This window comes from Acinetobacter sp. YH16044 (genome assembly GCF_013417145.1).
Lineage (GTDB): Bacteria > Pseudomonadota > Gammaproteobacteria > Pseudomonadales > Moraxellaceae > Acinetobacter > Acinetobacter amyesii.
The window spans coordinates 1-22521 of the sequence record NZ_VPEK01000015.1 but is presented as its reverse complement, the minus strand read 5'-3'; the positions used below and the strand labels follow the sequence as shown (position 1 = coordinate 22521).

Below are 22521 nucleotides of genomic sequence, written 5' to 3'. Positions count from 1 at the left end.
AATTTTATTGCTTTAGAAAGACTTTATAACAATGACATTTACCCAATTGGTTCGTGCAGAATCCTTTCCAACCCATATTTCTTGGCAATGGCGTGATACTTTTGCGCTGTGTATTCTTCCGCTGATCTTGCTCAACAGTTATGTCTTAGACCAGTTTTTTGGTGTTTCGGTTCAGGTTGCTTTGGGTGATTCGATCTTTCGCGGCATTTTATTTATTGCTGTATGTTGGCTCTATAAAACGATGTTGTATACACACTGACAAAAGTATAAACAGGCTTTTTGGCGTTCAAGCCTGTTGGTGGTTGTCGGTGCAGTCGCTTTACAAGTGGTGATTTTTTTTACACGCAGCCTGTTGCCAGTGGGCGAGAGCATTGAAAAAGAATCGACCATTGATCCTAATACGATTGCGTTTTTTAGCTTGCTGATCATCAGTCTTGGGCCATTATTTACCGCTTTGCTCGAAGATATTATTTTCCGCTATACCTTGCTACAAAAGCTATTTGTACAGCCGTGGCTGTGGCGAGTGATTTTGGTCTTGCTGAACTCAATCTTATTCGGCTTGATTCATTATCATAATTTCGATGGCGATTTGATTGCGACCATCAGTTTTATGGCGGCAGGCCTATTTCTCAACCTGATCTATTTGTGGACGCGTAACATTTGGCATGTCTTACTCATTCATTTCGTTAACAACGCGGTACTATCGTTAGGCGGCGTGATTTTATTGAAATTGCTTCAGCCCTATGTGGGCAGTTGAAGTCAAAAATAGGGGGGAAGATTGTGTCTAGTTTATTTATGGTGATGCTCGGCGGACGCCATTCAAGAGCAAATATCGAAGTGCATGATGTCATTCTTGCAGTGGGTAACGCATTAGAAGAGGTTTATCCACAACTGAGAACGGCATGGTTTGGTGAGCAAAAAGGCTTACATATTGATGCTTGGGCACAGGTACATACAGTCAGCACTGAAAATCGGCATTATCGTATCCAATTTTGTGATGCCGCGCCCCGAGCTGAAGATGAAAAATTATGGCTGATTAATCTCGGGGGATATGATGCCCGCGAATTTGGTGAATTACATCGTTATGTTTTGGTGACAGGACAAAATGCCGTTGTTGCAAAACAACGAGGCAAGGCTTTTTTTGAGTCACATTGGCAAAAACAGCATACCGACCGAACCCTAGATGTTGATGATTGTATTGCGATTGATCATGTGTATAGGCGCTATATCGAATTGGTTGAAACGCCGCATAGCCAGCAAAATTCATGGAAAAATGATTACATCTTAATAAATGAACATTTGTGATGATTAAGAGCTGAAATGTCAGCTTTTATATTTTTTTGTGATATTCGCCTGAAATCAGATGGATTGTCTTTTCAGGCGTTAAATAATAGGCATAATAACATTCAGGATTTAGACCTTAAACCTCAATGGAATGGCGTATATGGATTTAATACGGCCGAATGGACAGCCGCATTATGGGCGTTTTAGTGAACTTCCCAATCGCATCGATTTAAGTAAGTATGAATATAAGACACCGTATGGAAAACGACTTGAAGGTTGGCGTAAGCGTTTAAAATATAAAAAATTTAAATTTTGTTGTATTCAGCATGAACATTATACGATTGGTCTAGCGATCGCCGATATCGCGTGGGCGGGGCACGGTTTTGTCTATGTGTATGATCATATTACGAATGAAGTGTTGGAATGGAATTCGATTAATTTCCTATCACGCAATACCGTTTTAGATGAACAACCTTTATTTAATCAGAGTCATTTTATTAAGTCAGGGATTCAACTGGATATTCAGCATGCCAATGGTGTGCGATACATTCAAATGTCAAAACATGGCGAACTCAAACTGAGCGCTCGAGTGTTTTGCGCAGGGACAGATCCGCTGAGTATGTGTAGCCCTACAGGGATTAATGGTTGGACCTATACTCAAAAATTGACGACGTTAGGGTGTGAAGGTTTTTTTATCAATAAGCAAGGCAAGACCATTCAATTCCATGACCGGACATTGGTGTCTTTAGATGATACCTGTGGTTTTCTTCGTCCTGAAACCGCATGGTTTTGGTTATCGTGTAACTTTTGGGACAGTCAAAATCGACGCGTTGGGATCAATCTTGCCTCTGGGGTAAATGAAAGCTTTGGTAATGAAAATTGTCTGTGGGTCAATGGACATCTGTATGCCATGTCTGATGTGTTGTTTCAACAGCAAGGCGATAATCAATGGAATATTAGCTCATTAGACAACAGCTTAAATTTGATCGTCAGCACAGGTTGGCGGCGCTATGAAAACCTGAATTTAAGATTGGTCGGTAGTCAGTTCAGTCAATGGCAGGCAAAAATTAGCGGTACAATTCAACGTGATGGCGAAGAAATAGTATTCTTAAATGAATATGGTTTACTTGAGCAGCACTATGCAAAATGGTAAGTCTAAGCCTATAAAAAAGCCGCAATCGATGCGGCTTTTTTTATTCAATTTTTATTTTGCAGCTTGCCAAAACACTTCTGCAGCTTGAATTGGATCATTGGTTTCTTCATAAGTTTTTAACCAAAGATCATAATTTTGCACAATGGGATGCTGACTCGGATGGAAGTCTTTTTTAAACCAATCTCGATATGGCTTGCTCATTCGGGTGAGGGTGCCATTTTTACCAAAGAACCACGGTAAGCCTTTCATATTTAATTTTAAACGTTCAGTGAAACTGAAGCCGTCATGTTTCAGCATCACATTGGCACGGTATAAGGTAAAGCCGAGCATCAATCCACTAGTCCAGACCAAAGTAAATTTCTTTAAATTTTCATCGACCTTAGCCACATCTTTCATCACATCAAAAGCTACATCGCGATGTTCCATTTCTTCTATCGCATGCCAAATAAATAATGCACGGACATAAGGATGCGCAGATTCTAGTACGGACTTTTGGCTACAAAAGGTTTCAGCCATCAGCGCAGTCAAGTGCTCGGCGGAAGCCGTCATGGCAATGTTGTATTCTGGTGAGCGCTTGCTCAGTTCAAATTTAAAAATTTTATTTAGACGTTTAATGAACGCATCGACAGGCATGCCTTGTTGTTTCATTAACATGTTCAATTTGTCATGCGCCATACCGTGCTGCGCTTCTTGACGAATAAAGTCAGCGACACGTTGTTGTAAATCAGGGTCTTGAATTTGACTGCGGAACAGACGTACAGATTCAATAAAATAGCGCTCGCCATCAGGAAAGGTCAGGCTCAAGGCATCAAACATACGTGTTAAAAAAGGGTCTCCGCCAAACCAATAGCGCGGGATTTCTTCTAACTTAAAATTTAGCTTTGTGCGAACAATGGGTTCGACTTGATATTTGACGATAGCATTCATGATATTTTTTCTGTGCGAGTCGTATTGATTGCAGTATGTCGGAGAAATTGCACTTTGTTTTGACAGATATTGCCAATTTTTATACATTTTACGCCATGATGAAAATATAAAATGTCAGAATTGGCAGGTCAGAAAGAGGGGCGAGATGGCTGAAATTCAGATCCCAAATGGTTATTTCCAACTGTGGAATATGGTCTTAATTGAGCGTGAATTAAACTATACACAGCTTGAATGGATTGCGCCGTATGCTGCGCAAATTCAGCATGTGCTGTCTTTGCCGATCGACTCTCAATCGCCGAATTCTTTTTTTAACAGCATCATGCAACTGACTCAGCAGCATCTGGATTGCCCGCAATTGGTTTTTGAAATGGCCAAGTATATTCGTGCGGAGCATTTTGGGGTGTTAGGCTATATGGCGACACTGAGTAATAGCGTAGCAGATGCTTTGCAATATGTGATGCGGTTTAGTCGTTTGGTGATTGATGGCGCGCAAATTGTGCCGATGAATATGAGCCATCAAGATCATCAAATTATACTGTCTTGGCCACAGCATGATGATGAATATGCGTTGGTGAATGAATTGACCATGGCCTGTATGGCACATTTGGCCAAGCAAATTTTTCCAGATTCTTTAAAGTTACTCCGCATTCATTTTGCACATGTGCCGCGGATGGCACGTTATCACTATGAAAAGTTTTATGGTTGCCAAATGGAATTTTCGACCCTTAAATATTCATTTGTGATTCATGCAGACAGTTTGGATTTAAAGTCAGAACTTGCTGATCCGTCACTGATGCAATTGTTATTACGTCAGGCCGAAGAGGCGATCGCCGCTCGTCCGCAACATGCAGATCCAATTCTACAGATGCAACAATGCATCGCTGATCATCTCAAACGAAAACAGCAAGCCCCTAAAATAGAGTGGTTAGCAGAGGAGTTACATCTGTCAGTCAGAACCTTGCAACGACAGTTAAAGGAGAAAGACACTTCGTTTAAACGGCTTTTGGAGCTGGAACGGATGAAACGCTGTGAATATCTACTTTCACAACAAACCCATTTGACAGATATCGCTTTACAGCTAGGTTATTCAGATCAGTCTGCTTTGGCACGTGCTTTTAAGGCATATAGCGGAGAGACATTATTAGCGCGAAAAAAAGCCTTGAGATTAGAATAAAACTTGCAGATTGCTCGTCAAAAAAGCCATTCATACAGCATTAAAAAAAGCGGTCAAACGACCGCTTTTTCTTTTAAACCAAGCTTATGCCGCAGCTTTTAATTTTGGATAACGCAGTAAAATGGCAAGGATGGCAAAGATCGCCAAGACCCAACAGTAATACACACTACCAATCAGTTCTACAGGCGAAAGTTTGGCGATCGAACAAGCCAGTAACAGCTGTGCACCATAAGGAATGAGACCTTGGACTACGCAAGAGAAAATATCCAAGAGCGCAGCAGCCCGTTTTGGGTCTACACCATATTCTTTGGCGACTTCACGTGCCATGTCACCAGATAAAATAATTGCGACAGTGTTGTTTGCTACAAATAGGTTGGAGAAAATCACCAAGAAACTGATACCAATTTCACCTGCGCGTTCAGCACCAACTTTAAAGCAGCGTGTCATGCTGTAAATACGTTGAATCAGCCATTCTAAACCGCCTTCTTTTTGCATAATGGCAGAAATACCACCCAAGAAAATAGAAAGCAGGGCAACTTCAAACATGCCGGTAAAGCCGTCATAAATAGAATTATTTAAGCTTAAAAAATTAAATTCAGGTTGAATCACCAAACCAATCAAACCAGACAGTAAGACACCAATAGTCAGCACAGCAAGCACGTGCAAACGTGAAAAGGCCAAAATAAATACGGCTAAATACGGCAGGATTAGCCACGCATTATAAGCTTTGTGTTCAATCGCTTGTGAACCTTGACTCATAATTAAATAGATACAAATGCTAACGATCGATGCAGGAACAGCAATCCAGACATTGACCTTAAATTTATCGCGAAGCTGAACTTTTTGACTGTTCGTTGCAGCAATGGTGGTATCTGAAATCATCGACAGATTATCACCAAACATGGCACCACCGACCACAGCACCAATGGCATACACCACTTCAATTTCGGTGACTTGTGTAAAACCAAAGGCAATTGGCGCGCAGGCTGCAATAGTGCCCATGGAGGTTCCCATCGCTGTGGCAATAAAGGCCGCAATAATAAACAGCATGGGCAGCACGAACTCAGGCGCAATCATCGATAGTCCCAACTGCACTGTTGCATCGACACTACCGATGGCACTGCTGACACTGGCAAAAGCACCAGCGAGCATAAAGACCATGAACATTAAGATCAAATTCGGGTGGCTGGCACCTTTCATAAATGTATCAATCGCGTCATTGATCTTGCCGCGATAGAGCAAAATTGCCAATACAATTGCAGGAAGAGCAGCGACTGGGGCTTTCACTTGATAGAACGCAAACTCAGTTCCAATGATGGAATGGTAAATACCACTGCCCAAAAAAATGGTCAGAAAAACAATAAGCGGGAGCAGTGCAAATGCCCGAGCAGGCACTTTCACTTGTGAATCGGAGGACATAGGAGATAAAAAAATAAAAGTATGCGGCTAGTATAAAGCAGGTTTTGCAATTTAAGGAAAATTAAAATGTAAATGCTAAGCCTGTTATTTTTAACATTTTTTTGATGATAAAATTAAGTTAATCTAAAACCTTATAATTTTGCCAGATCCTAAAATTAGGCATCTTTGATCATTGTGAAAAAAACTGAAATATCGGTAAATGATGCTTTCGGGTTGTTCTGGAAAATTATGTTTGCATGAGAAATGCCGACTGAGGATTGTATGCCCTGTTCAATGGGTAAAAAATAGCGTTACAATGCGATGTCTTGTATTTCGACAAAACCCACATCATAGTTTTGATTCATTCAAGGAAAGTATAACCCTATGTCACGTTTAGCCACTCGATTTGGAACGCTTAAATCTCAACAGCGTAAGGCCTTGGTTTCTTATGTTATGGCTGGTGACCCTCATCCACAAGTAACGGTACCTTTGTTACATCAAATGGTTGAGGCAGGTGTAGATGTGATCGAATTGGGTCTTCCATTTTCAGACCCAATGGCGGATGGTCCTGTTATTGCACTTGCCGCTGAGCGTGCGCTTGCTGCAGGAACCAATACTCTAGATGCCTTGAACATGGTGAAAGAGTTCCGTAAAAACGATACAGAAACACCCGTGGTACTGATGGGCTATTTAAACCCCGTTGAAGTAATCGGCTATGAAAAGTTTGTTGCCTATGCACATGAATGCGGTGTAGATGGCGTGCTCTTGGTGGACCTTCCACCAGAAGAAGCAAAAGATCTAGATGTAGTATTGAAAAAATATGACATGGATCAAATCTTCTTACTTGCGCCAACATCCACTGATGAACGTATTCAGCATGTGGTGAAACAAGCCAGTGGATTTATCTACTATGTTTCTTTGAAAGGTGTGACAGGTGCAGCGACATTAGACGTGGCTGAAGCTGCGGCACGTATTCAAAAAATCAAATCGTATACTCAGGTACCTGTCGGCGTTGGCTTTGGTATCAGTGATGCAGCATCGGCGAAAGCCATGGGTGTTGCTGCGGATGCGGTGATTGTAGGTAGTGCTTTTGTTAAACAATTTGCAAACTTAGCGCCAGAACAAGCTGTAATCGAAACAGTGAATAAAGTGAAGGAGCTTCGAGCTGCGCTCGATGAGTTAGTATGAGTCAAGACGCAAAAACAGGCAAAATTCTGAGCGCATCTACGCCATGGACAGAGCGTGCGGTACCAGGTATTCATGTACCTGATGAACAGCAAGCATTAAAGGCGACATTTACTGAGCCGACGATTGAATGTCCTGAGTGTCATGCACTTGTGACTCGTACTGCAATGTCATTTAATGCCTACGTTTGTCCGCAGTGTGATGAACACTTGCGAATGAAAGCGCGTGATCGTTTGAACTGGTTCTTTGACCAAGTACAAAAAGAATTGGGTCAAGAATTTAAAGCCAAAGATCCACTTAAATTTGTAGATAGCAAAGCGTATCCAGACCGTATGTCTGAAGCGCAGAAAAAAACCGGTGAAACAGAAGCTTTAGTGGTAATGCAAGGAACGCTTAAAGGCATTCCAATGATTGCAACCGCATTTGAATTTGATTTCATGGGCGGTTCAATGGGTACTGTTGTAGGTGACCGTTTTGTTCAGGCTGCTGAACTTGCGATTAAAGCTAAACAACCGCTTATTTGCTTCGCTGCCTCTGGCGGTGCACGTATGCAAGAAGGCATGTTGTCACTCATGCAAATGGCGCGTACTTCTGCTGCCATCCAAAAAATGAAAGATGCTGGCTTGCCTTATCTAGTGGTGCTGACACATCCAGTCTATGGTGGTGTGACTGCATCATTGGCAATGCTCGGTGATGTTCACTTGGCTGAGCCGAAAGCCATGATTGGTTTTGCTGGTAAGCGTGTGATTGAGCAAACTGTACGTGAAAAATTGGAAGAACCGTTCCAACGTGCAGAATACTTGCTTGATCATGGTGTAGTCGATCAAATTGTCCACCGTCATGCATTACGTGATACAGTTTATCGTATTGTAGCGAAATTGATGAACTTGCCTTGAACACAGCACCACTTGCAACTGATTCTTTAAACACATGGCTCGATTATTGGAGCCATGTTCATGTTACGGGTATTGATTTAGGTCTGGAACGGGTGATTCCTGTTGCGGAACGACTCGGTGTAACCCAGCCTGATGCGAAAGTGCTGACGGTCGCGGGAACAAACGGTAAAGGTTCAACCACGACCACTTTGGCTGCGATTTTAAATGCCCAGGGGTATAACGTGGGGCTATACCAATCACCGCATATCTATCGATTCAATGAACGTGTAAAGCTTCAAGGTGTTGAAGTAGCCGACCAAACCCTGATTGATGCTTTTGTAGCTGTTGATCAGGCGCGTCGTGAATGTGAATTAAGTTTATCTTTTTTTGAAGCGACCACTTTGGCCGCTTTTGTTATTTTTAAACAACAACATTGTGATGTATGGGTACTTGAAGTAGGCCTAGGTGGTCGACTTGATGTAGTCAATGTCGTCGATCCAGATGTTGCAGTGATTACCAATATTGGTTTAGACCATACCGATTGGTTGGGCGACACCATTGAAAAAATTGCTTTTGAGAAAGCAGGAATTATTCGTCCGAATATTCCCGTAATTTTTGGTGGGCAGCAAGTTTTGCCTGAAGCTATTCGTCAAAAAGCAGAAGATTGCCAAGCCGCTTTACATGTACTCAATCGTGATTATTTTTATCAGTACAGTGATGATGGACAATCTTGGATGTTTGCCTCATCAGGTTCGACCTTAAAACTCCCCGTGGGTTCTTTGGCACTCGAAAATATCGCTACGGCTGTAGCAGCAATATTGGCCAGTGGTTTGGTGGTCTCTCAGCAGTCGATCGCTCAGGGGATTATCAATGCCAAGTTACAAGGCCGTTTTGAAGTTAGAGAAATTGCAGGAAAAACGGTGATTTTCGATGCAGGACATAACCCGCATGGTGTTGAATTTTTGTTAAAGCAATTGCGAAATTTCCTCCAGTACAATAAACAATACACAGAAGTGATCAGCGTTTTCTCCATGCTGACTGATAAAGACATAAATTCTGTCGTTAACTTATTGAAAGATACGGTAAGAATGTGGAAAATTGCACAATTAAATGTGCCACGTGCGGCATCTATCACACAATTGGGTAGCGCACTACAGCATCAAGTCGTAGAACATTATGACAATGTGCAATTAGCTTTTAAGTCCGCGCTGGAAGAAACAAAGAATAATCAGCTGATTCTGGTATGTGGTTCATTTCATACCTTAGAAGCGGTATGGGAGTATCTGGAAGAATGTCAATGAATAACAAACAACGCTGGATGGGTGGTGTTGTTTTATTAGGTGGTGGTGTACTGCTGGCCGCACTTTTACTTAAAGGCAAAGAAGAAATACATCAAAATCAAAGCCAAACCCCTGAAATGGCTCAAGTTGAGCAACAAGGTCAGGGTGCGGGTAAAATGTCATCATTGACTGTTGATGTTGAAACTGAAAAGCGTTTGCTCGAAGAACAACGACGTACCCGTGAAAAATCGGTTGCGGAGCAAGAAGCACGTGCAGCAGAATTTTTAGCGATGCAACAACAAGCGGAAGCGGATGCAGCACGTAAAGCAGCAGAAGAATATGCAGCTTTAAACGCACATCGTTCAGCTCAACAAAGTTCGGATAATATTCCGCCCGAATTGGTTGAAGATGAAAAAGCCAAGCAAAAGCGTTTAGCTGAGGATAAGTTGGCGGCTCAAAAAAAGTTAGAGACTCAGTCGGCGCAGCAAAAGGCTGATCAGGCACGTATCGCAGCAGATAAACAAAAAGCCGAAGCAAAACGTAAAGCGGATGCTCAAAAAGAAGCTGAACGTAAAGCACATGCTGAAGCTGAGAAAAAAGCAGCAGATAAGAAAGCAGCAGATAAGAAAGCAGCCGAAGCGAAGCAACAAGCTGAAGAAAAGCGTAAAGCCGAAGAAAAACACAAGGCAGAAGAAAAGCGTAAAGCAGAAGCTAAGAAAAAAGCTGAAGCTGAAAAAGCACGTGATCTGTTGGAAAATGGCGATAAGCAATGGATGGTGCAAGTTGCACTGGCTGCCAATGAAGCCAATGCAGATGCCGTCGCTGCAAAATTACGTGCAAAAGGCTATAAAGTGACGAAGAGTCCTACATCTAAAGGCATTCGTATTATGGTCGGTCCATCGAAGGACCGTGATGCTGCGGACGCAACACGTAAAAAGATCAATTCAGATGCAAGTTTGAATATGAAATCTGCGTGGGTGATTGATTGGGTACCACTCGATAAACGCTAAGTTTATTTGAGGAATGACCTTTAATAAGATGGATTCAGTAGTTGCTGCTGAATCCATTTTACATTTTCAGGGCTGAATAAACGGTCAATATTTTTCCAAATAGGGTGGAAGCCATAGCCACCTTGTTTCATTTCACGTTTTGCTTCCTCAATGGACCAATGCTGAAAAATAATACGGTACATGGCCACACTCGCGCCTGTACGGTCTGAGCCGTGGTAGCAATGGATTAAAACTTTTTGCTGCTGTTGTTCAGCTTCTTTTATGGTTTTCATCACCGTCAGTAAATCTTCACGATCGATTTGCCACGTGTGTATCGGAATATGTACAAATTTAATCTTTTGCATATCAATAGCATTTTTTAAGCGTTCTGGGTCATGGTGCCGTGAACGTAAATTTATGATCACATCGATTTGCTGTTCTCGTAGAAAAGGGGCGAGATCTGCATCAGGTTGTTCACTGCGAAATAATGTTGGGCTGATCTGATAAAAATTATGCTGTTGATGAACGACTTTCCCCCAATGCTGAGGACGTTCATTTAACGGTAATGGATTTGATGTCATGCAACCCGTGAAGCTGAAGCTAACACTAAGGAGGATCATTGGTAGGATTTTAGCGGTCATAGCTTGTATTCTGATAGCGAGCGAATTCGAATGGGTCATGTGCACAGATGAGATCGATGTCCGGATGCTGCGCTAACTGCTGAATCTTATGAAGGGAGTGCAGTCGCTGTGTATTGTCTGTGGCAAATAAACGCTCAAGCTGATTTAAGGCCCGCGAATGAAAATTTGGATTTAATTGATGCTGTGAGTAATAAGCATCGCCACAATATAACAACCAGCGCTGGTTATTTTTAATCGCAATACCGGCATGACCCGCGGTATGTCCCAAAAGTGGAAGCATTAAAATGTCATCTTGAAAAATAGACAGACCGGCAGTGTGCTCTAAGTTAAACCATGCCTGTGTCCCGATGTTTTCGATAAAATTCCAATAACGATGCAGTTGGAATTGCTGTGGTCGATAGCGCAGTCGTGATTTTAAGCTATGAAGGTTTTGAGTGGCGTTATATTCACTGGCTAAGACATGCACAGTCGCCTGCGGAAAATCAGAGATCCCGCCAGCATGATCAAAATCTAAGTGTGACAACAAAATGTGTTGAACATCTTGAGCCTTAAAGCCTAATTTTTGAATTTGATGAGTCGCACTTAGCTGCGGATTAAATTTGATCTGCGCTGTGCGTGAAATAAACCGACCTAAACGATTTTGTGGATGCAAATAATCTTGTAAGCCCAGTCCTGTATCGACTAAGACGAGCCCTTTATCGGTTTCAATGAGCAGGCAATGACAGACCAAATGTGCGCGAAAGCCTTTCTGTCCAAATAAAGGGGCACACGTTGGACAAAAACTACCACAATGTAAATGATGAATTTGATGAATCACGGTTTGTTATTTTCAAGTTTTTATTAGTTATAACGGAATTGTGATGTTTAACCAATCTAATCCCTGAGAGGAATTTGTAATCAAAAAAAGCTCATCCGAAGATGAGCAGGTTGGAGAATGCCAGAACGGGCTCGTCATTCGTTCTGAAGGGGGAAAACTATATTAACTATGGTTATGATTCTGAGTTTGCTTAGGTGCTGCACTTAAAAATAGTTAAATTTGTACCTTCGCTTTGGTCACTCACAGCAGAGCTTCTTATCTTGCGCTCGGACAGCGTAATGCTCCGTTTTATCCTCACTTAGGTTGAGGCGTTAAACGAAGGTAAGGCGTAACTGCGTTATATCCTTGAGGAAAGCGTTGTTTGATTTCCTCTTCATCTTTTAATGACGGCACAATCACCACATCTTCACCTTGTTGCCAGTTGGCCGGTGTTGCAACTTTATGGTTGTCTGTCAGTTGCAAAGAGTCAATGACACGTAAAATTTCATGGAAGTTACGCCCTGTAGATGCAGGATAAGTAATGATTAAACGGACTTTTTTATTGGGATCAATGATTACCAAAGAGCGAACAGTTAATGTTTCGCTGGCATTGGGGTGAATGAAATCATAAAGGGTGGACACTTTACGGTCTTTGTCTGCAATGATCGGGAAGTTGACCGTGGTATTTTGAGTATTATTAATGTCGTTAATCCAACCATGATGCGACTCAACATCATCAACAGACAGGGCAATGGCCTTGACACCACGTTTGCTAAATTCATCTTTTAGTTTTGCGGTAAATCCAAGTTCTGTGGTGCAGACTGGGGTGTAATCGGCAGGATGCGAAAATAAAATGCCCCAACTGTCACCTAAAAAGTCATAAAAATGAATGCAGCCTTCGCTTGAGTCTTGAGTAAAGTCTGGTGCAGTATCACCTAAACGAATCGTCATGGAATATCCCCGTATTTATTGAATTTGTTTAACTTGAAAATAAATATGAAGGATTTTTTTATGATTAAAAATAGTGTTTTTTCATTTCTTTATGAATATATTTCATATAAAACAGTTTTATTGGGGGATAAATGCGAAATATCTCACGACAGAGTCACTATGTTGTCTGCAGAAAATTTGTTACATTAGCTTGCCTTAAGTCTCCGGGGCTAGAACCCGAGCGCAGAATATTTAAGGGGATTTTTGTGCAAAACCCTTGTACTTCGAATTTCTAGCACCATAATAACGACTAAGAAAATATATTCATTTGACAAGCAAGATTTAGAGAGTCTATTCATGTTGGCAAGTCTGATCGGAGGAATCTTCGGTACCAAAAATGAGCGCGAACTCAAACGCATGCGTAAAATCGTAGAGAAGATTAATGCGCTCGAGCCGACGATATCTGTTCTAAGCGATGCAGACTTATCTGCAAAAACTGAAGAATTCAAAGAACGTTATAAAAAAGGCGACAGCCTTGATAAATTATTACCTGAAGCGTTTGCTGTTTGTCGTGAAGCTGCAAAGCGTGTCATGGGCATGCGTCATTATGACGTACAGCTGATTGGTGGTATTACTTTACATGAAGGTAAGATCGCAGAGATGCGTACCGGTGAAGGTAAAACCCTCATGGGAACGCTTGCTTGTTACCTCAATGCGATTAGTGGTGAAGGTGTTCACGTGATAACGGTGAACGACTATCTCGCACAGCGTGATGCTGAATTAAACCGTCCATTATTCGAATTTTTAGGTTTAAGCATTGGGATTATTTACTCAATGCAAGACCCAACTGAAAAAGCTCAAGCGTATCGTGCTGACATTACTTACGGTACCAACAACGAATTCGGTTTCGATTACTTGCGTGACAACATGGTTTTTTCTGCTGCTGAGAAAAAACAGCGCAGCTTAACCTATGCCATCATCGATGAGGTCGATTCGATCCTGATTGATGAGGCACGTACACCTTTGATCATTTCTGGTCAATCAGAAGACTCATCACAGTTGTATGCTGCCATTAACAGCATTCCACCAAAACTTCATGCACAAAAAGAAGAGAAGGTACCAGATGGTGGTCACTTCTGGATTGACGAAAAACAGCGCTCTGTAGAAATGACCGAAGTCGGTTATGAAACTGTTGAAGCTGAATTGATTCAAATGGGCTTGCTTGCTGAAGGTGAAAGTTTATATTCATCTGCTAATTTAAACTTGGTACACCATGTTTCTGCGGCCATTCGTGCGCATTACCTATACCAACGCAACGTGCATTACATCATCCACGAAGGTGAAGTCATCATTGTCGATGAAAACACTGGTCGTACCATGCCGGGTCGTCGTTGGTCAGAAGGTTTGCATCAAGCAGTGGAAGCAAAAGAAGGTTTGGAAATTCAACCTGAAAACCAAACTTTAGCAACGACTACATTCCAGAACTATTTCCGTCTTTACAAGAAATTATCAGGGATGACGGGTACTGCAGATACTGAAGCTGCAGAAATGAAAGAAATTTATGGCTTGGATGTAGTACTGATTCCAACCCATCGCCCGATGATTCGTAATGACCAAAACGATTTAATCTATTTAAACCGTGAAGGTAAATACAATGCCATCATTCAAGAAATTCAACGTGTTCATGAAGCGGGTGTTGCACCGATCCTGATTGGTACAGCAACCATTGAAGCCTCTGAAATCTTATCAGATAAGCTAAAAGAAGCAGGCATTCAACATGAAGTGCTCAATGCGAAACAACATGAGCGTGAAGCGGATATTATTGCGCAAGCGGGTTCACCGCGTGCAGTGACGATTGCTACCAACATGGCCGGTCGTGGTACCGATATTCTGTTGGGTGGTAACTGGAAAGCCTTACTGGCGAAGATTGAAGAACCAACGGCAGCAGATGAAGCGCGTTTAAAAGCTGAGTGGGAACAAAATCATGACATGGTGTTGAACTCTGGTGGTTTACACATCATTGGTTCAGAACGTCATGAATCTCGTCGTATCGATAACCAGTTACGTGGTCGTGCGGGTCGTCAAGGTGACCCAGGTGTATCACGTTTCTACTTGTCGCTTGAAGATGACTTGATGCGTATCTTCGCTGGTGATCGCGTGGTTGCGATGATGCGTGCCATGGGTCTGAAAGAAGATGAAGCCATTGAACATAAAATGGTGTCACGTTCGATTGAAAATGCACAACGTAAAGTTGAAGCACGTAACTTCGATATTCGTAAAAATCTATTGAAATACGATGACGTAAACAACGAACAACGTAAGATTATTTACTCTCAACGTGATGAAATTCTTGAAGAAGCATCATTGCAAGATTACATCGAAACGATGATTCACGATGTGACTAAAGGCATGATCGAAGTATATATTCCACCTGAATCTATTCACGATCAGTGGGATATTGAAGGTCTTGAAAAGGCGCTACGTGAAGATCTATCGATTGAACTGCCAATTTCGCAGTGGTTAGAGCAAGATCGTCGTTTGGATGAAGAAGCTTTGGTTGAACGTATTACTGATGAAGTTCTTCAGCACTACCGTTCACGTCGTACGCAAATGGGTGACGAAACGGCTGCAATGCTCGAACGTCACTTTATGTTAAATTCATTGGACCGCCATTGGAAAGAGCATTTGGCAGCAATGGATTACTTACGTCAAGGGATTCATTTACGTGGTTATGCGCAGAAAAATCCTGAGCAAGAATACAAAAAAGAAGCCTTTAATTTATTTGTAAACATGCTTGCTGTGATTAAGTCAGATGTCGTGACAGATTTATCTCGTATTCATGTGCCTACAGCCGAAGAGCTTGCAGAAATGGAAGCTCAAAAACAGGCTCAAGCTGAATCAATGAATCTTCAATTGTCACACAATGACTTTGATAATTTGTTGGCTGAAGCCAACGGTAATGATGTTATCGATGCGCAATACACACCTGCAGAGCAAGTGATTGTTCCGCCAGAAAGTCGTAACTCACCGTGCCCATGTGGTTCAGGTCTAAAATATAAACAATGTCACGGTAAAATCTAAACAGCATTTTTTAATTTCAAATAAATCAGAGCCATCGCGCTCTGATTTTTTATTTACACTACTAATCTGACCTGAATAGTATTTGCAGTTCAGTAGATTAAATGTTATTTAGTTTCTATCAATAACCGTAAGACGGAAAAGACAATGAAAAAAGTACTAAAACCGTTCATGATTGCTGCTTTGGCTTTGCCAACTTTTGCCTTTGCAAACGCTCCTCAGACGACTTCTTTAGAGAAAGTTCAACAAGCAGTTGGTCCAACAACAACTCAAGTACAGGTTGGTACTGATGGTCAAGTGACTGTAGCAAGCCCGCGTACGGGTATTCGTTATACCTTTGCCAATCCAAATCGTCCAATCGTATTGCAAACTGCAAAAATTGCAGCAGCCAATGCGGCGAATGCTGACCGTATTGTGGCTGAAAACCCAGCCCTTTCTGCTGCGAGTCAACAAAAAGCGAAACAAGTGCTTCTTGATGAAGCAACTCAGCTTGCGCGTAACTAATTTACGACGAACAGCGATAAAGACCAGTCGAAAGACTGGTTTTTTTATGTGCAAAAGAAATCCACAATAAAATTACAGCAAAACCGTGCTTCTGCTCGATTTTTTATAGATTTTGCACTAAGCTGTATTTTTTATAACTCATATAGTTGGACGTTGAAAAATGGCAGTTGGTGACGTATCTATGCCACAGATGCATGTGGTGAAAGGTGTAAAAATCGGTTCGGTTGAAGCATATGTACGCTATCAGAACCGACGTGACCTTGTCATTTTTGAATTTGCTGAAGGTTCTAATGTCGCAGGCGTTTTTACTCAAAATGCATTTTGTGCAGCACCGGTGCATATTTCTAAAGCGCACTTATTAGCAGGTAATCCACGTTATTTAGTGATTAACACCGGAAATGCCAATGCAGGTACTGGCAAAATTGGCATGGCAAATGCTGAAGCGACATGTGCGAAACTGGCAGAACTGGCTGGTGTTCAAAATACAGAAGTCCTTCCTTTTTCAACGGGTGTAATTGGCGAGCAATTACCTATTGATCGTTTGGTTCAAGGCTTGCAACCGGCATTAGACAGTTTGCAAGAAGACGCTTGGTTGGAAGCGGCAACGGGCATTATGACTACAGATACCACACCTAAAGGTGCATCTGAACAATTTGAGTTAGATGGCGTCCTGTATACCATGACAGGTATTTCTAAAGGCGCAGGCATGATTCGTCCAAATATGGCGACCATGTTGAGTTATGTGGCAACTGATGCACCCATTAGCCGTGAGCTGGTGCAACAGCTTTTGAAAACCACAGTTAACCTGTCGTTTAACCGTATTACGGTGGATGGTGATACCTCAACGAATGACTCATGTATTTTGATTGCAACGGGCCAAGCTGGTGGCGTAGAAATTACTTCAGAATCAGATTCACGTTATGCTGCTGTTTTAGACGTGTTAACACGTGTAATGAAACGTCTTGCACAGCTCATTGTCCGTGATGGTGAAGGTGCGACGAAGTTTATTACTGTGGCGGTAGAAGGCGGCGCAGATACTCAAGAATGTTGTGATATTGCTTATAGCATTGCACATTCACCGTTGGTTAAAACTGCAATCTTCGCATCAGATCCAAACTGGGGCCGTATTTTGGCAGCTATTGGTTATGCAGGTGTGCCAAACTTAGATGTTGAAAAAATTCAGGTCTGGTTAGGTGATGTTCAAATCTGTAAAGACGGTGGTGCCGCAGCAGATTATACCGAAGCAGCAGGGGCTGCAGAGATGGAGAAATCTGAGATCACGATCCGTGTAGATTTAGGACGTGGCAGTGCGCGAGATACTGTGTATACCTGTGACCTGTCGTATGACTATGTTAAGATTAACGCAGATTACCGTTCATAAATTTGATGTTTTTGAAAAGCCTCCGTTGTGAGGCTTTTTTATAAGTGGAACTTTTTAATGACCGGTAAAAAATAGCCAAGTGCCATATTTATGGGTCAGTTGTGAAGCACCTGTGTAGTAACAGGCATTAAGGATAGAGAAGACGTTGTGATGAATAATGCAAACAACTTAATTGCAAATGAAGCAAAATCAATTGTACAAGCGCATTTGGATCGTTTGGGCGATGTTAAAGAGCATCACTTAACGGAAGTTGCAAAGCTTGAAAAGTTTGAATTAATTAAAGCGGAACTCAAAAAACGTAACGCTGTCCTTGTTGCACACTATTACTGTGATCCTGAAGTGCAGGAACTAGCAGAACTGACCGGTGGATGCGTTTCGGATTCACTTGAAATGGCACGTTTTGGTCGGGATCATGAAGCAACGACGTTGGTGGTTGCAGGGGTGAAATTCATGGGGGAGACCTCGAAGATTTTATCTCCTGAAAAAACTGTATTGATGCCAACCCTAGAAGCAACATGCTCACTTGATTTGGGTTGTCCTGTCGATGAATTTACCAAATTTTGTGATGCACATCCGGATCATACGGTTGTGGTATATGCCAATACCTCGGCGGCAGTGAAAGCGCGTGCAGATTGGGTGGTAACCTCGAGCTGTGCTGTTGAAATTGTTGAGCATTTAGATAGTTTAGGTGAAAAAATTATTTGGGCACCCGATCAGCATCTCGGTCGCTATATTCAAAAGAAAACCGGTGCAGACATGTTGCTATGGGATGGGGCATGTATTGTCCATGAAGAGTTCCGTGCACGTGGTATTGCCAATATGAAAGCGCTGTATCCTGATGCAGCAGTTTTGGTACATCCAGAGTCACCAGAATCTGTGGTGGATATTGCAGATGCCGTCGGTAGCACCTCGCAATTGATCAAGGCTGCACAAACCTTGCCACACGAACGTTTAATCGTGGCAACAGATCGCGGTATTTTTTATAAAATGCAGCAAGCTGTGCCGAATAAAATTCTCATCGAAGCACCGACGGCAGGTGAGGGAGCAACCTGTCGTTCATGTGCGCATTGCCCTTGGATGGCGATGAATGAATTGGATGGCATTCTCGAAGTTTTACAAAAAGGCGATCAGGAAATTTTCGTCGATCCGGCCTTGGCTGAGCGTGCTAAATTGCCTTTAGATCGGATGTTGAATTTCAGTGCCAGTTTAAAACGTTAATTTTTGCTTGAAAAATGATTAAAATGCTTGATAAATAATCGCTTGAAATGATTTTTTATGTTTTTTTGAAGATAGGTGTTGACGTTAATCAACGTCACGCCTAGAATGCACACCGTACCGCACGATATGCGATACAGCGAAAGCTGAGATGAAACGGAGCATAGCACAGCCTGGTAGTGCACCTGGTTTGGGACCAGGGGGTCGTAGGTTCGAATCCTACTGCTCCGACCAATTTCTCAAGGCAAAAATCGCGTGATAGTCTATGTCATCGGTAATGCGCCTGTAGCTCAGTTGGATAGAGCATCCGCCTTCTAAGCGGATGGTCACAGGTTCGAATCCTGTCAGGCGCGCCATTTTAATGGTGTTCTGATACTAGAATCTGAAACTTGTTGTGATGGTGGATGTAGCTCAGTTGGTAGAGCCCCGGATTGTGATTCCGGTTGTCGTGGGTTCGAATCCCATCATTCACCCCAATTCGGAGCATAGCACAGCCTGGTAGTGCACCTGGTTTGGGACCAGGGGGTCGTAGGTTCGAATCCTACTGCTCCGACCATTTTCTTAAAGAAAACGGTCGATAAAAGATACCGCATACAGCGGTTTTTTTATGCCTGTAATTTAAAATGCGTTATATTGGTTATTCACAAGCAAGAACATGATGGTGGATGTAGCTCAGTTGGTAGAGCCCCGGATTGTGATTCCGGTTGTCGTGGGTTCGAATCCCATCATTCACCCCAATTTTTAAAGTTGAAAGCGGAGCATAGCACAGCCTGGTAGTGCACCTGGTTTGGGACCAGGGGGTCGTAGGTTCGAATCCTACTGCTCCGACCATTTATCTCAAAAGCAATACTGTAAAAAAAGATGCCGCATTTAGCGGTTTTTTTATGCCTAAAATTTATAAACACAATAAAAAAGCCACCTTATGGTGGCTTTTTTATATTTCACTATTTAGGGAATGATCGTGACATTTACACGACGGTTTATGGCACGATTTGTTTCGGTGTCATTAGAGACCATCGGCTGTTCAGCCCCACGGCCAATAATTTGAATATTTGAACTGTTATAACCTTGCTTTAAAAAGACGTTTGCGACGCTTTGCGCACGTTTTTCTGACAGTTGTTGGTTGTAATTGGCTTGTCCAACATTATCCGTATGACCAATAAACTTAATTTTGTTTAGGTCATATTTAATCAGTTGAGTGGCAAGTGTATTTAACTTGCCTTGTTGGTGGGGTTGAATTTGATAATCATCAAAGCCAAATAAAAGTCGTTCTGGTAGGGCAAGTGTCCAACCATCATTGGTCAAGACAAAACCTTCTTTTTTAAGCATGCGTGCTTGTTTGTAGCTTAAGTTACCTAAACTCATGCAGGCTGTCATAGTGGTCGTGAATGCAAGTATAAATAAAACTTTAAATGCGTTCTTTAACATAGCAAATCCTATGAGTTGGGGCGTTGAAGTGCAATGCACCAATGATTATTAGAAAGTTTAGCATCATACATGGCGCGATCCGCATCTGCGATCAAATCTTCTGGCGATTTTGCATTTTGGATCAGTGCCACACCAATATTAGCTTGTAATGCAATATTATGTTGCTCATAAACAAATGTGGAACCATAGCATTCATGTATTTTGTGACAAAGGACTTCGAGTTCTGTCAGGAAATTTAAACGATTGATAATAATTGCAAATTCGTCACCACCGAGTCGCGCAACGAAAGCATCATCTGGTAGTGCTTGTTTTAAACAATGTGATGAGGCGCGTAGTACTGCATCCCCAGCTAAGTGTCCATATTGGTCATTCACATGTTTAAAGTTTTCAATATCGACAAAGAACACGGCAGCGTTCGCTTGTAAGTCAAATAGCTCAAACAGCTTTTCATAAAAATAATTGCGATTTGGTAATTGGGTTAATGCATCATGACGTGCTAGATGAATTAGCTTGTCATTTTCTGAAATTAAGTTTTTATTTGACTGATCAATTTCACTAAGTAAACCATTAAAGGCGGTGCTGAGTGCGTGTAATTCTTGAATATCAGAGTTTGAAACCCGCATTTTATAATCTTTCTTAATACTAATGGTTTGAGCTGATTCAACAATAGAGCGAACGGATTGCATTAAGTATTGATAAACAGAGTTCACCGACCAAAACACAGTAGCCAATAAAAGAATAAAACCTAAAAATAAACCCAGCAAAATTTTATGGAAGAAACTAACTAAATCTGACGAGTTTCCATATACGACCAGTTCGCCATAACTTTTCTGATCATGATGAATATCTAAACGAATCGGTTGGCTAAAAAAGAAATAATCTAAAATCGCTTGGCTAGAAAATGTTGAAATTTCTTGTTGCTCAGCATGAGCAAGCGACGCATTTTGAAGGTTGGTAATTTCTATCGATCGAATGGGATACAGTTGAGTGTATTCATTTAAAATTTGACGCATCGTTGTTTGGTCATTAAACACCACAGCCGGTTGAACACGTTCGTTAATCGCATTTGATAAAATCGTTAAGCTGTTTTTTGCATAGGTATGCATGGTATAGGTGGAAATCACCAAAAAAATCGCAGAACAAATCGTAAATGTTAAAGCAAAGATGGTGAGCTGCGAACGCGTAAATAATTGGTGTAATGTAATTGGGTTATAGAGTTGTTTCATTCAGCTGACTCCGATGACTTCGCCAGTAATAAAACGCGTGGATCAATATGTATTTGTGACTGCGTTAGACTTTCCATATTAATTTTAAACGAATAACTCTGATTTTTTTTATACAAACAGAATGCACTGCCGGACTCACACTCACTATTGTTACTGCTTAGAGAGAGGGCGGGGAAATTGACATGGCTGTTTAAAATGTTTTGTTCTTCTTTTGCTGTTAGGTTGGAAAAAAATAAAACTTGGCAATGACTGGATTTGATGTCATTCACATTGATGGCTGTAATTTTATAAGTGCTGTGGGTTGGCGCAAGTTTTTTAAAATCATTGACTAAACTTGAATTATTAATCACGCAAAATTTGGGTGAAGTGGTTTCCCACTTGGCATAACTCAAAATAGAGAAAGTGGTTGTGAAAATATTTGCTGTGGGAGCTGCATATAATAAGGGTGAAATGGAGCACGCCATTATTAAATAGGCAGTTTTTTTAAAAACAACCATACGAAATCAAAAATGTCTTAAATTAAATGGAATGAAAATTGGGTGCATATACGTTTTATTATATGAAATAGGGCGTATATAGCCCAATAATAATACAAAAGAATGTTTATGTGTTTAAAAAAGCGACATGCGTAAAATAAATCATAAAAAGGGTGTTGCAACGAATGTGAAATGCTGTAGAATGCACATCCATCGGCGGTGATGAAGATTAAAACTTCTGATAAAACAATGACTTGGTTGAATTGATTAAGTTGGGTTTTAGAAAAAAGTTTAAAAATAATTTGAATTACCGGTTGACTCTTTAGAAATAAAGAGTAATATAGCCGACCTAGCTTGCTGGTGATGAACCAACAAGAAGATCATTAAGAGATTATGAAGAACAACTTGTGTGGATTTTTACTGATTGATCGATCGAAATTATTTTCATTGATTAATGGTAGAAATTACTCGAAGTTTATTTGAGCAAATTTTTGTCAGTAATTGATGAGCCAAGATTGGTACACTATATGTACTATTGATTTTAAACTGAAGAGTTTGATCATGGCTCAGATTGAACGCTG

General features: G+C 41.4%; 19 protein-coding genes, 6 tRNA genes and 1 pseudogene. 18 read left to right on the top strand and 8 right to left on the bottom strand.

Translation table 11 applies throughout. The features are described from left to right. Positions 1 to 31 precede the first annotated feature (31 nt). The 3 genes and pseudogenes from FTV38_RS18290 (at position 32) to FTV38_RS10270 (ending at position 2437) form a co-directional block, all read left to right on the top strand. Positions 32 to 757 (top strand): annotated as a pseudogene (locus tag FTV38_RS18290) (CPBP family intramembrane glutamic endopeptidase). A 23-nt stretch (positions 758 to 780) separates the two neighbouring features. Then, positions 781 to 1305, top strand: coding sequence for a DUF1543 domain-containing protein (locus FTV38_RS10275; protein WP_180022406.1), 525 nt, complete (start codon positions 781 to 783; stop codon positions 1303 to 1305). 139 nt (positions 1306 to 1444) lie between these two features. After that, entirely contained in the window at positions 1445 to 2437 is a 993-nt protein-coding gene (locus FTV38_RS10270) for a DUF2804 domain-containing protein (RefSeq protein ID WP_180022405.1), read from the top strand. Positions 2438 to 2488: 51 nt separating this feature from the next. Here FTV38_RS10270 and FTV38_RS10265 read toward each other — a convergent pair whose 3' ends face one another. Further along, a complete protein-coding gene (locus FTV38_RS10265) occupies positions 2489 to 3364 on the bottom strand; it encodes a metal-dependent hydrolase (RefSeq protein ID WP_180022404.1) in 876 nt (291 codons plus the stop codon). Positions 3365 to 3509: 145 nt separating this feature from the next. Between FTV38_RS10265 and FTV38_RS10260 the strand changes: the two genes are divergently transcribed. Continuing rightward, entirely contained in the window at positions 3510 to 4538 is a 1029-nt protein-coding gene (locus FTV38_RS10260) for an AraC family transcriptional regulator (protein ID WP_180022403.1), read from the top strand. A gap of 84 nt (positions 4539 to 4622) precedes the next feature. Here FTV38_RS10260 and FTV38_RS10255 read toward each other — a convergent pair whose 3' ends face one another. Then, the gene (locus tag FTV38_RS10255) at positions 4623 to 5957 is read right to left on the bottom strand and encodes a Na+/H+ antiporter NhaC family protein (protein ID WP_180022402.1); all 1335 of its coding nucleotides are present in this window, start codon (positions 5955 to 5957) and stop codon (positions 4623 to 4625) included. A 363-nt stretch (positions 5958 to 6320) separates the two neighbouring features. Here FTV38_RS10255 and trpA point away from each other — a divergent pair, with 363 nt between their 5' ends. From trpA to FTV38_RS10235, 4 genes are read left to right on the top strand one after another with little or no spacing between them, the layout of a single operon-like run. Then, positions 6321 to 7124 carry a tryptophan synthase subunit alpha gene (gene trpA / locus FTV38_RS10250; protein WP_180009060.1) on the top strand — a complete coding sequence of 268 codons (804 nt, stop codon included), beginning with the start codon at positions 6321 to 6323 and terminating at the stop codon, positions 7122 to 7124. Further along, entirely contained in the window at positions 7121 to 8017 is an 897-nt protein-coding gene (gene accD / locus FTV38_RS10245; protein WP_180005414.1) for an acetyl-CoA carboxylase, carboxyltransferase subunit beta, read from the top strand. The genes trpA and accD overlap by 4 nt, the downstream gene beginning before the upstream one ends. Continuing rightward, on the top strand, positions 8014 to 9297 hold the full coding sequence (gene folC, locus FTV38_RS10240; RefSeq protein ID WP_180022401.1) for a bifunctional tetrahydrofolate synthase/dihydrofolate synthase: 1284 nt from the start codon (positions 8014 to 8016) through the stop codon (positions 9295 to 9297). The genes accD and folC overlap by 4 nt, the downstream gene beginning before the upstream one ends. Continuing rightward, complete coding sequence (locus FTV38_RS10235; protein ID WP_180022400.1) at positions 9294 to 10286, top strand: SPOR domain-containing protein; 993 nt, start codon at positions 9294 to 9296, stop codon at positions 10284 to 10286. Before folC ends, FTV38_RS10235 begins: the two co-directional genes overlap by 4 nt. Before the next feature lie 20 nt (positions 10287 to 10306). Here FTV38_RS10235 and FTV38_RS10230 read toward each other — a convergent pair whose 3' ends face one another. The 3 genes from FTV38_RS10230 to FTV38_RS10220 all read right to left on the bottom strand — a co-directional run bounded on the left by FTV38_RS10230 (position 10307) and on the right by FTV38_RS10220 (position 12653). Further along, a complete protein-coding gene (locus FTV38_RS10230) occupies positions 10307 to 10846 on the bottom strand; it encodes a dual specificity protein phosphatase family protein (protein ID WP_373887011.1) in 540 nt (179 codons plus the stop codon). A 49-nt stretch (positions 10847 to 10895) separates the two neighbouring features. Further along, on the bottom strand, positions 10896 to 11723 hold the full coding sequence (locus FTV38_RS10225) for an MBL fold metallo-hydrolase (RefSeq protein ID WP_180022398.1): 828 nt from the start codon (positions 11721 to 11723) through the stop codon (positions 10896 to 10898). 294 nt (positions 11724 to 12017) lie between these two features. Then, the gene (locus FTV38_RS10220) at positions 12018 to 12653 is read right to left on the bottom strand and encodes a peroxiredoxin (protein ID WP_180022397.1); all 636 of its coding nucleotides are present in this window, start codon (positions 12651 to 12653) and stop codon (positions 12018 to 12020) included. 336 nt (positions 12654 to 12989) lie between these two features. Here FTV38_RS10220 and secA point away from each other — a divergent pair, with 336 nt between their 5' ends. From secA to FTV38_RS10170, 10 genes are all read left to right on the top strand, one after another. Beyond that, positions 12990 to 15713 carry a preprotein translocase subunit SecA gene (gene secA, locus FTV38_RS10215; protein ID WP_180022396.1) on the top strand — a complete coding sequence of 908 codons (2724 nt, stop codon included), beginning with the start codon at positions 12990 to 12992 and terminating at the stop codon, positions 15711 to 15713. A 144-nt stretch (positions 15714 to 15857) separates the two neighbouring features. Then, on the top strand, positions 15858 to 16214 hold the full coding sequence (locus FTV38_RS10210; RefSeq protein WP_078194125.1) for a hypothetical protein: 357 nt from the start codon (positions 15858 to 15860) through the stop codon (positions 16212 to 16214). Between the two features lie 160 nt (positions 16215 to 16374). Then, positions 16375 to 17595, top strand: coding sequence for a bifunctional glutamate N-acetyltransferase/amino-acid acetyltransferase ArgJ (gene argJ / locus FTV38_RS10205; protein WP_180022395.1), 1221 nt, complete (start codon positions 16375 to 16377; stop codon positions 17593 to 17595). Between the two features lie 150 nt (positions 17596 to 17745). After that, complete coding sequence (gene nadA, locus FTV38_RS10200; RefSeq protein ID WP_180022394.1) at positions 17746 to 18813, top strand: quinolinate synthase NadA; 1068 nt, start codon at positions 17746 to 17748, stop codon at positions 18811 to 18813. Positions 18814 to 18967: 154 nt separating this feature from the next. After that, positions 18968 to 19044 (top strand) — tRNA-Pro (locus FTV38_RS10195). A gap of 45 nt (positions 19045 to 19089) precedes the next feature. Next, a tRNA-Arg gene (locus FTV38_RS10190) sits at positions 19090 to 19166 on the top strand. A gap of 44 nt (positions 19167 to 19210) precedes the next feature. After that, positions 19211 to 19286, top strand: a tRNA-His gene (locus tag FTV38_RS10185). Positions 19287 to 19289: 3 nt separating this feature from the next. Continuing rightward, positions 19290 to 19366 (top strand) — tRNA-Pro (locus FTV38_RS10180). Positions 19367 to 19471: 105 nt separating this feature from the next. Next, positions 19472 to 19547: transfer RNA gene (locus FTV38_RS10175), tRNA-His, on the top strand. A gap of 17 nt (positions 19548 to 19564) precedes the next feature. Beyond that, positions 19565 to 19641, top strand: a tRNA-Pro gene (locus FTV38_RS10170). 117 nt (positions 19642 to 19758) lie between these two features. Here FTV38_RS10170 and FTV38_RS10165 read toward each other — a convergent pair. The 3 genes from FTV38_RS10165 to FTV38_RS10155 are packed head-to-tail and all read right to left on the bottom strand — an operon-like array spanning position 19759 to position 21961. Then, positions 19759 to 20238 carry an OmpA family protein gene (locus FTV38_RS10165; RefSeq protein ID WP_180022393.1) on the bottom strand — a complete coding sequence of 160 codons (480 nt, stop codon included), beginning with the start codon at positions 20236 to 20238 and terminating at the stop codon, positions 19759 to 19761. 8 nt (positions 20239 to 20246) lie between these two features. Continuing rightward, on the bottom strand, positions 20247 to 21464 hold the full coding sequence (locus FTV38_RS10160) for a diguanylate cyclase domain-containing protein (protein ID WP_180022392.1): 1218 nt from the start codon (positions 21462 to 21464) through the stop codon (positions 20247 to 20249). Beyond that, a complete protein-coding gene (locus tag FTV38_RS10155) occupies positions 21461 to 21961 on the bottom strand; it encodes a YfiR family protein (RefSeq protein WP_180022391.1) in 501 nt (166 codons plus the stop codon). The genes FTV38_RS10160 and FTV38_RS10155 overlap by 4 nt, the downstream gene beginning before the upstream one ends. Positions 21962 to 22521: the final 560 nt, after the last annotated feature.

Coding starts and splice junctions, on each gene's coding strand:
- FTV38_RS10235 (WP_180022400.1), top strand. CDS start 9,294: ATGAATAACAAACAACGCTGGATGGGTGGTGTTGTTTTATTAGGTGGT.
- FTV38_RS10260 (WP_180022403.1), top strand. CDS start 3,510: ATGGCTGAAATTCAGATCCCAAATGGTTATTTCCAACTGTGGAATATG.
- trpA (WP_180009060.1), top strand. CDS start 6,321: ATGTCACGTTTAGCCACTCGATTTGGAACGCTTAAATCTCAACAGCGT.
- nadA (WP_180022394.1), top strand. CDS start 17,746: ATGAATAATGCAAACAACTTAATTGCAAATGAAGCAAAATCAATTGTA.
- argJ (WP_180022395.1), top strand. CDS start 16,375: ATGGCAGTTGGTGACGTATCTATGCCACAGATGCATGTGGTGAAAGGT.
- FTV38_RS10220 (WP_180022397.1), bottom strand. CDS start 12,653: ATGACGATTCGTTTAGGTGATACTGCACCAGACTTTACTCAAGACTCA.
- FTV38_RS10210 (WP_078194125.1), top strand. CDS start 15,858: ATGAAAAAAGTACTAAAACCGTTCATGATTGCTGCTTTGGCTTTGCCA.
- FTV38_RS10230 (WP_373887011.1), bottom strand. CDS start 10,846: ATGACATCAAATCCATTACCGTTAAATGAACGTCCTCAGCATTGGGGG.
- accD (WP_180005414.1), top strand. CDS start 7,121: ATGAGTCAAGACGCAAAAACAGGCAAAATTCTGAGCGCATCTACGCCA.
- FTV38_RS10160 (WP_180022392.1), bottom strand. CDS start 21,464: ATGAAACAACTCTATAACCCAATTACATTACACCAATTATTTACGCGT.
- FTV38_RS10155 (WP_180022391.1), bottom strand. CDS start 21,961: ATGGTTGTTTTTAAAAAAACTGCCTATTTAATAATGGCGTGCTCCATT.
- FTV38_RS10165 (WP_180022393.1), bottom strand. CDS start 20,238: ATGTTAAAGAACGCATTTAAAGTTTTATTTATACTTGCATTCACGACC.
- FTV38_RS10265 (WP_180022404.1), bottom strand. CDS start 3,364: ATGAATGCTATCGTCAAATATCAAGTCGAACCCATTGTTCGCACAAAG.
- FTV38_RS10270 (WP_180022405.1), top strand. CDS start 1,445: ATGGATTTAATACGGCCGAATGGACAGCCGCATTATGGGCGTTTTAGT.
- FTV38_RS10255 (WP_180022402.1), bottom strand. CDS start 5,957: ATGTCCTCCGATTCACAAGTGAAAGTGCCTGCTCGGGCATTTGCACTG.
- secA (WP_180022396.1), top strand. CDS start 12,990: ATGTTGGCAAGTCTGATCGGAGGAATCTTCGGTACCAAAAATGAGCGC.